The sequence below is a fragment of the Caballeronia sp. BR00000012568055 genome (assembly GCF_029439455.1).
GTDB lineage: Bacteria > Pseudomonadota > Gammaproteobacteria > Burkholderiales > Burkholderiaceae > Caballeronia.
Genome location: NZ_JAQFVG010000307.1, coordinates 129,808 through 136,165, shown reverse-complemented (window position 1 = coordinate 136,165; position 6,358 = coordinate 129,808). Strand labels below are relative to the sequence as shown.

Annotated in this window: 5 protein-coding genes; 1 reads left to right on the top strand and 4 read right to left on the bottom strand. The window is 60.8% G+C overall.

From position 1 onward, the window contains the following. Positions 1–239 precede the first annotated feature (239 nt). From P7F28_RS21795 to P7F28_RS21780, 4 genes are all read right to left on the bottom strand, one after another. Positions 240–1,355, bottom strand: a complete 1,116-nt coding sequence (locus P7F28_RS21795) for a YbdK family carboxylate-amine ligase (protein ID WP_277186761.1) — start codon at positions 1,353–1,355, stop codon at positions 240–242. A gap of 41 nt (positions 1,356–1,396) precedes the next feature. Beyond that, positions 1,397–2,599 (bottom strand): cation:proton antiporter, encoded by a 1,203-nt coding sequence (locus P7F28_RS21790; protein WP_277186759.1) that lies wholly within the window; start codon positions 2,597–2,599, stop codon positions 1,397–1,399. A 775-nt stretch (positions 2,600–3,374) separates the two neighbouring features. Continuing rightward, on the bottom strand, positions 3,375–5,120 hold the full coding sequence (gene mnmC / locus P7F28_RS21785) for a bifunctional tRNA (5-methylaminomethyl-2-thiouridine)(34)-methyltransferase MnmD/FAD-dependent 5-carboxymethylaminomethyl-2-thiouridine(34) oxidoreductase MnmC (protein WP_277186758.1): 1,746 nt from the start codon (positions 5,118–5,120) through the stop codon (positions 3,375–3,377). Between the two features lie 10 nt (positions 5,121–5,130). Then, positions 5,131–5,958: a VTT domain-containing protein gene (locus P7F28_RS21780; RefSeq protein WP_277186756.1), complete on the bottom strand. Its 828-nt coding sequence runs from the start codon at positions 5,956–5,958 to the stop codon at positions 5,131–5,133. On the opposite strand from P7F28_RS21780, the gene P7F28_RS21775 reads away from it, so the two are divergent. Further along, positions 5,957–6,235 carry a hypothetical protein gene (locus P7F28_RS21775; RefSeq protein WP_277186755.1) on the top strand — a complete coding sequence of 93 codons (279 nt, stop codon included), beginning with the start codon at positions 5,957–5,959 and terminating at the stop codon, positions 6,233–6,235. The genes P7F28_RS21780 and P7F28_RS21775 overlap by 2 nt on opposite strands. The last annotated feature ends 123 nt before the right edge of the window (positions 6,236–6,358 follow it).

Here is a 6,358-nt window from a genome sequence, read left to right as displayed (position 1 = left end):
AATGCCTGTGCCGTTCACGCGCAAACGCATCATGAATGGTCACGTGTTTCGCGTGCGAATGCGTTCACGGCCATAACGTAATGCTGAAAACGTTGGCGCGAGCGGTTTATTCCCAGACGCGCCGCATGCACACGTTTCATACACATGACAAAGAAAAAGGCTGATTTCGAATTCTATCGAATCAGCCTTTCGTTCAGATTCCGAAATGTTTCGCGATCCTTTGCGATTCGTCAACGTTATTACTTGCGCCACTCCAGACATTGCTGCCTGACCGCTTCGTGCAGCGACTTTTCCTTGTCAACGACACCACGCAGCCAGCTCGCATCGTTGACGCCGCCGCGCGCGATATCGCCGATTTGCGCCAACGCCGCCTGCGATCCAAGCGCTTCGGCATGCGGCGCGAGCACGTCGAGCGTGGCGAGGATATCTTCGGCAATCGTGCGGCGCTCGCCCGTCTGCGGATGAATGCAGGTGCCTTCCATGCCGAAGCGGCAGGCTTCGAATCGGTTGAACGTGTAGACGAGATAGTCGTCTTCGCGCGGCGTGAGCGGCTTGTCGAGCAGCAGATAGCGCGACAAGGTCTGGATATAGCAGGCGATCGCCGCCGCGCGATCCACGGACAAGGGCGTATCCATCACACGGACTTCGATGGTGCCGAAGCCCGGCTTCGGCCGGATATCCCAGTAGAAGTCCTTCATGCTGTTGACCACGCCCGTGTTGACCATTTTCGAGAAGTACTCCTCGAAACCGTCCCACGTCAGCACGAACGGCGCGCGCCCGGACAGCGGAAACGCAAACACCGAATTCAGCCGTGACGAATGAAAGCCCGTATCCACGCCCTGAATGTACGGCGACGACGCCGACAGCGCTATGAAATGCGGGATATAACGCGACATCGAATGCAACAGGAACAGTGCGCTGTTCGGATCCGGACAGCCGATATGCACGTGTTGCCCGAACACCGTGAACTGCTTCGCAAGGTAGCCGTACAGTTCCGAAATGTATTGAAAGCGCGGTGCATCGTAAATCTGTCTTTCGCTCCATTGCTGGAACGCGTGCGTGCCGCCGCCCGCCAGCCCGACGTCCAATTGATCCGCTGCCGCAACCAGCACATCGCGGATGGCGCGCAGGTCGGTGACGGCCTGCTCGTGCGTCGTGCAGATGCCCGTCGAAAGCTCGATCATGCTTTCGGTGATTTCCGGCGTGATGTTGCCGGGAATCTTCTCGTCCTTGATCAGACGCATGAGATCGGACGCAGCGCGCGTCAGATCGTAGTCGTGCGTATTGACGACCTGAATCTCCAGCTCCACGCCGAACGTAAAGGGTTCGGAATTAACGAATGGTTCGAGTGCCATGACGCCTCTTCAATATTCAATGCCCTGACGGCGTGACGGATTCACTCGCGCCGCTCGCCGACCGCCGACAAGCTACGGTACACGACGAACGGTGACACGATCTGCAGTACGACGATCGAACACATGATGATCGCGCGCAGCGTCGGATCGTAGTCGGGATAGAGCACGTACATGTCATCGACGAGCAGATAGGCGAGCGCGGACATCGGCGTAAGTGCGACGCCTAGCGCCACGCCCTGCTTCCAGTTCAATCCGCTTGGTTTGGCAAAGATCAGCACGCCGATCAATTTGCCGACGAAACGCGCGACGATCAAACCAATCGCCGCCAGCCCGCCCAGCGCGATATCGCGCCAATGGAACAACGTAAGCGTGAGCGCGAACAGAATCACCGTCAGCAGCCATCCTGCAGAACCGAAATGCGACGGCCACAACTGCGGCCGTTCATCGGCATTCTTCACGATGATGCCCGCAGCCAGCAGCGCGAGAATCGTCGATAGCTTGAAGATGTGTGCGATCGCAATGGCCAGCAGCACGAGGCCGAACAACGCGACGAACGAATGCTCGTCGTTGGTCGGCAAACGGCGAACCATGATGTTGCACGCGCGCGCAAGCAAGAACGCCAGCACCAGCGATCCGATCAGCAGATAAAGCGGCTGAAGAATGGTCGCGAACGCGTTGCCGTAAATCTCCTGATGCAGCACGCCCGCCGCGAGTTTTTCGACCACCACCGCGTACACGCTGTTCAGCGCCGTCAACGTCAGAAGACGCTGCGTGACCTGTCCTTCGGCACGCAATTCGGTCTTCAACTGAATGACCATTGCAGGCGATGTCGCCATTGCAATCGCGGCGATCACGATGGACGGCATGGTCGGCACATTGACCAGCGTCAGCGCGATCAGCACGAGGCCGAACGTCAGTGTGGATTCCGCAATGCTCGACAGAATCAGATACGGATTGCGGCGGATCCAGCGCAAATCCAATCGTCCGCCGAGTTCGAACAGCAGCAGACCGAGCGCGACATCGAGCAACGGGCGCGACAAGCCGCCGGCGCTGGAATCGATCACACCGAGTCCCGCGTTGCCCGCGATCAGACCGATGACCGCATAGCCGGTAATACGCGGCAGGCGGAAGGCGCGCCACAACAGTTCGCCAGCGAGACCGGCGGTGACGAGCGCGAGACCGGCCCAGAGAATCGCGTCGGTTTCGAGCGGCCAGGCGGGCAGAAATGCAAATGCCGATTTCATCTTATGGGCTTCTCCTTCGTTGCTGCAGCAGCGGACGTGACGTTACGCGCATCGCGTAACGGCGGCGTCCACCGCGCGACGCTCGCGGGCGCATCGCATGATTGCGACCCGTTCAACATCGCGAGCGAGAGTTCATTCAGGCGAAACGAAATACGAACGAACACGGCGTCACGGACAAGCCGTGCATGAATTAGACGATGTGTCTGGCTGGTGGCGGCGTTTGCTTGCTCGGACGCAGCCCGGACACAGTAAACGTTGAAGCGGCATGGTGATCAGATTGTTCGGCCGCAATCATCGTTCCATTGAAGCGGTCGCCGACTGAACGGCGCGACGCAGGAAGAAGCGCGATTGTGCCATATGTCGAACCCCGTGACAGATTCACTCCAAGATCATGTTTTTTATGAAGGTAAAAGCGACTGAAGCCGACGTGTTCGATTTGCGCCGGATTGGCAAACGTGACCGGCGCTCGTTTTTGGCCCTTGGTTTCCCTCGTCCGATGGCAGGGCCATCAGGTGTTTACAGGTTTACTGTATATACATGTAGTAGTAGTTAACAAGCACGGCGGGTTTCTGTGGATAAGCGCATTTTGATCTTGCAAATCAATCGATTATCGAAAGAAGAAGCGCGTCGTAAACATGTTCGTGCCGCGCGGTTAACTCGGAACAACTTTTGGCGGGTTCACGCGAGTGTCTTAGTTGTCCCGTTTACGTGCACAACGAGTTCACATCTCATTCTCGGGTAAACCGATGGCTTATCCACAGCCTTCCGAGGATAACTACGACGCAGTGATTTCTCCGTGACGCAGCGCGCGCAGCAGAAAGCGCGCGGGATCGATGGCTTCGGCCAGTTCGCGCTCGATCGGCCACGGCGCGCCTTCGATCTGCGATGCAATCAGTTCGGCCGCCAGCGTCGCCCAGACGAGACCGCGCGAGCCAAATGCGAATGCGCCGTACAGACCGGGCGCGCGCGGCAGATCCAGCGGCCATGCGCCCGATAACTTCGCGGCATCGCGGCGCGCAAGCGATTCGTCGGCGAGTTGGCCGATCATCGGCATGCGGTCGCTGGTGACGCAGCGGAACGCCACGCGTCCTTCGAACGATGCGGCTCGTTCGCGCGCAACGTCGGGCAGCATATTCGCGAGTCGTTCGATGTTTTCGATATGTCCGGCATCGCGGATTTCGCGGTCGGGATCGTCGATATCGTAGGTCGCGCCGATCAGCGTTCGTTGCGCGCTCAGCGGCAGCGCATAACCTTCGCCGATCACGGGCACGCGCAAGCCGTCGAGCGCCGATGTATCGAGCAGGCTGAGTTGGCCGCGCACGCTGCGCGTCGGTTCGCCGTGCAGATGGGCGAGGCGCTGGGCCTCGTGTGCGTTCGCCAGCACGAGCACCGGCGCCTGCGCGATAAGAACGTCGCTCGTATCGAAAACTTGCCAGCGCGTTCCGTCATAAGCGATGCGCGATATCTGCGTGTTCATGCGCGTGGTCAGCGCATCGCCGGACTGGGCGAGTTGCGCGGCGCAGATCGCGGCGGGCGAGATTGCGCCGCCGCGCGGAAAGAACCATCCGCCGCGCGTCACGTGGACGCCTGCGATGCGCGCGGCTTCATCGCTCGAAACGGGCGTGACGTACTCGCGCGGATAGTCGAATCGGGCGATGGCTTGCGCCAGCGCTTCGGCGTCGTCGTTTGTATCCGCGATTTGCAGCAGGCCCGAGCGGCTTCGTTTGAGATCGTGGCCCGCGCGTTCGAGCGCTTGCCATCGATCGAGCGCGAGCAGGAATCCGGCGCGCGTGAGTCTTGCGGCGATGCTGTCGTCGCGCCAGACGATCGGATGAAACACGCCCGCCGGATTGCCCGATGCATCGCGCGCGGGCGCGTTGTGGCGATCGATCAGCGTGATCTTCCAACCGCGTTCGGCAAGCGTTGAAGTGACCGCGCATCCCGCCAAACCCGCGCCGATAACGATTGCCTCGCGCGTTTTCACCTCATGCGCTATCGGCGGTTCATGGCGGCGCACACGCCATCGCGGAGCGAAGCGCGCCACGAGCCGATCATTGTCGGTGGACACGCTTTCGAAGCCTGACGCGCGCAACGCGCCCTCCAGCGATACATCCGCCGACACGGTCGCGTGATCCGCCGCAAAGCGAGCCATCGTTTTAGCGATGCGTTTCGGATCAGCGCAAGCGCCGACATGAAACGCATCCACACGCGCCCAAAGTCTGGACAACATGTCTTCATCGCCGATTGCCAATGTCAGCACCACGCGCCCCGCATCCAGCTCGATGCGATGCACGCCCGGCACGCGCATCGGCCAGATGGCGGCGAGTTCATCGCAGGGCGGCGTCAGCCCGGCTATCGCGATGTAATGCAAGCGATCGCAGCGAGCATCGTCGGCGCGCCAGCATCGCAAAAGAGAAAGAAAGCGCGCGCCGTCACCAAAGTCGGTATCGGCGAAAGTGAAGAGATGGCGGTTGCGCCAGCGCGCGGGCAGATCGTGTACGGCAATAAAAGCAGAAGACATGCGTAAAAATTCAAACGGATTTCGCGATGCCCGGCGCAAGCGCAGGCGCGGCGTGATCGGGCGGTACGGGTTCGAGCGCATAGCCCGCCGCGCGCCACGCTTCGAGACCGCCCAAAAGCGGCGCGACATCGATAAAACCGTGCGCGGCGAGTTCCTTCGCCGCCATCGCCGCCGATATCTCGTTCGGGCAATCGCAGTAGGTCACGAGCTTTCGATCCCGCGCAATGCCCGCTAATTGGGACGCGGCATCGTCGTGGCGTAACAGCAGCGCGCCGGGAATCGCATACGGATCCATCGCGCGGCGTTCGTGACGGCGTACGTCGATGACCAACGGCGGCGGCGCGCGCCCGAGCAGCATCCGCAACGTGTCGATATCGATGCGCGCCATGCGCAGTTTGCGCAACAATGCCACGCGCCGATACCAGCGCATCGCCAGATAGATCGCGAGCGCCAGCACCGCGACCGCGAGCACGCCGCGCCCGAGCAGATCGAACCAGGCGAGCACGGTATCGACCAGATCGGCGAACATCGCGCCAATCGCGACGCCCGCGCCGGACCAGAGCAGGGCGCCGATGGCATCGTAAAAAAGGAAGCTGCCGAAGCCTACGCCGGTCGCGCCTGCAACCGGAATCGCCAATGTAGACAGGCCCGGAATGAACTTCGACAGCGCCAGAATGCGCACGCCGAAGCGTCCGAAGAAGTCCACGCTGCGGTTCACGCAGGTATCGCGTGAGATCGAGAGCTTGCAGAGAAAGCCGAGCACGCGGCTGCCGTAGCGGCGGCCGAGCCAGAACCAGAGCGTATCGCCGAGCAGGGCGGCGACGGTCGCCACGAGCATGATGGCCAGAAGCGGAGCGAGGGCGGCAAACGATAAAAGTCCCGCGCCGGACCCCGAAAAAACGCTCGCCGAAACCGTGATGGCACCCGTCAAAACCAAGGTGGGCAAGGCCGGGAGCGGAAGTCCGAGGCACTCCAGAAGAACGTTGGCAAAAACCAACGGCAGGCCGTATTCGATGATCAGCTCGCGCAGCATGGATCAGACCCAGGAGAGGAACGCCGGTTTTACGAAAGAAAAAGCCGCTGAAAGCCCCGAAAAATTAAGGGTAAATCTTTGAAACCCTTATCCTGATTGGGTTTGCGCTGCGCTATCATACCAAGCGCCGCGTGTAGAGGCGGCGCGAAAGCCACGAGGTACGGCTGAGCACGTGAAGCGGTGCAACAGACCGCGAAATCGCCGG

What these genes read in the sequence shown, in the direction of transcription:
- P7F28_RS21795 (WP_277186761.1), bottom strand. Translation starts at nt 1,355, where the DNA reads ATGGCACTCGAACCATTCGTTAATTCCGAACCCTTTACGTTCGGCGTG.
- P7F28_RS21790 (WP_277186759.1), bottom strand. Translation starts at nt 2,599, where the DNA reads ATGAAATCGGCATTTGCATTTCTGCCCGCCTGGCCGCTCGAAACCGAC.
- mnmC (WP_277186758.1), bottom strand. Translation starts at nt 5,120, where the DNA reads ATGTCTTCTGCTTTTATTGCCGTACACGATCTGCCCGCGCGCTGGCGC.
- P7F28_RS21775 (WP_277186755.1), top strand. Translation starts at nt 5,957, where the DNA reads ATGATGGCCAGAAGCGGAGCGAGGGCGGCAAACGATAAAAGTCCCGCG.
- P7F28_RS21780 (WP_277186756.1), bottom strand. Translation starts at nt 5,958, where the DNA reads ATGCTCGTGGCGACCGTCGCCGCCCTGCTCGGCGATACGCTCTGGTTC.